A 1206-nucleotide genomic window follows, 5' to 3' on the forward strand; every position below is an offset into this window, starting at 1 on the left:
GTTGCTCCCACCGCGCCATTTGGCGTAACAAAAAACGCCGAGGCTCTAATCGCCGCCGGATGAAAGTTCAGTGGCAGGTCAAAGGGCCGAGTGCAGCCGCTTGGCATTGTAGATATACTCAATGAACCTGGGCAAGCGTTCGGCCACATCCGCAAATGTTTCTTAGCCGGCAAAGTAGACGTCCCCGACTTTCAGGGTCTTCATGAAGCTCTCTGCCAGAGCATTGTGATAAGGGTTGCCGACGGCGCTCATGGAACCCTGCAGACCGGCGGCATTGAGCGCTCGTCGGTAGGTCTCACTCGCGTATTGGCATCCGCGGTCCGTGTGGTGGATGCAGCGGGGTGGAGGTTTTCTGTTCTCAAGGGCCGAACGCAACGCTGCCAATGCCAGCGGCGTATCCAGGCGTTTTGACAGGCCATAGCCGACGACTTTCCGGCTGCAAGCATCGAGAATGACGGCGAGATAGCAAAAATCGACGGCTATGCGGATTTATGTGAAGTCGGCCACCCAGACCATGTCAGGCCGCGACGGGATCGCATTGCGATAAAGGTTCGGGTAAACAAGTGAATCGTGGTTGCAGTCCGTCGTGCGGACATACCGCTTGCGAGGCTTGATTCCCAGGCCGTTGGCCCCGCATGACGCGGGCGACACGCTTGTGGTTGACCAAGTGGCCCCTTCGCAGAAGCTCGTGCGTTACGGGTCGGTACCCGTAGCCGGGCAGCTCGTCCTGGATATCCTCTATGATTGCAACGAGTTCCGTATCCCCAGGGTTCAACGCTCTCGCAGTTGATCGATAATAATAGCTGCTTCTCCGGAGATCGATCATTTGGCACCCCCGTCTGATAGAACAGGCCGGGGACCGGTGATGATGGAGGAGTTCCCGCTGTTGTCCGCGATCGCCTGGCGCGGTGTTTTTTCACCAGGTCCAGCTCCATGGTGAACTGGCCGACCTTGCGTTCAAGCGCCGCAATGTGTGCCTCGTACTCGGCAATAACGCTAGCCTCTGCTTCCTCGTCGTTCAGTTCACCACGATCGAACTGCGTGAGCCACAACTGGATGAGGTTAGCCGAAACACTTCTCCGATTGAGGCCCGCAGAGTGTATCAGTTTTTTCAGGTTTCGTGGTCCAGCTGCTCTGATCCCCAAAAACTGGACCGTTCATAACTGGAGTTTTCCGCGGTAATTTCCCGGCTGGGGAAAAGGAGCG

At 57.0% G+C, this 1206-nt stretch carries 2 protein-coding genes; both read right to left on the reverse strand.

What is annotated here, in order from left to right; all coding sequences use genetic code 11:
* Window positions 1-162: 162 nt before the first annotated feature.
* Complete coding sequence (locus FJQ55_RS23905; protein WP_140832603.1) at window positions 163-489, reverse strand: DDE-type integrase/transposase/recombinase; 327 nt, start codon at window positions 487-489, stop codon at window positions 163-165.
* 28 nt (window positions 490-517) lie between these two features.
* Window positions 518-826: an IS3 family transposase gene (locus tag FJQ55_RS24055; protein ID WP_140832607.1), complete on the reverse strand. Its 309-nt coding sequence runs from the start codon at window positions 824-826 to the stop codon at window positions 518-520.
* Between the last annotated feature and the right edge of the window lie 380 nt (window positions 827-1206).

Origin of the sequence: Rhizobium glycinendophyticum (genome assembly GCF_006443685.1) — a bacterium.
In the GTDB taxonomy this organism is placed as follows: Bacteria; Pseudomonadota; Alphaproteobacteria; order Rhizobiales; family Rhizobiaceae; genus Allorhizobium; species Allorhizobium glycinendophyticum.

Excerpts from the sequence above, each read along its gene's own strand:
- FJQ55_RS24055 (WP_140832607.1), bottom strand. The coding sequence starts at position 826 with ATGATCGATCTCCGGAGAAGCAGCTATTATTATCGATCAACTGCGAGA.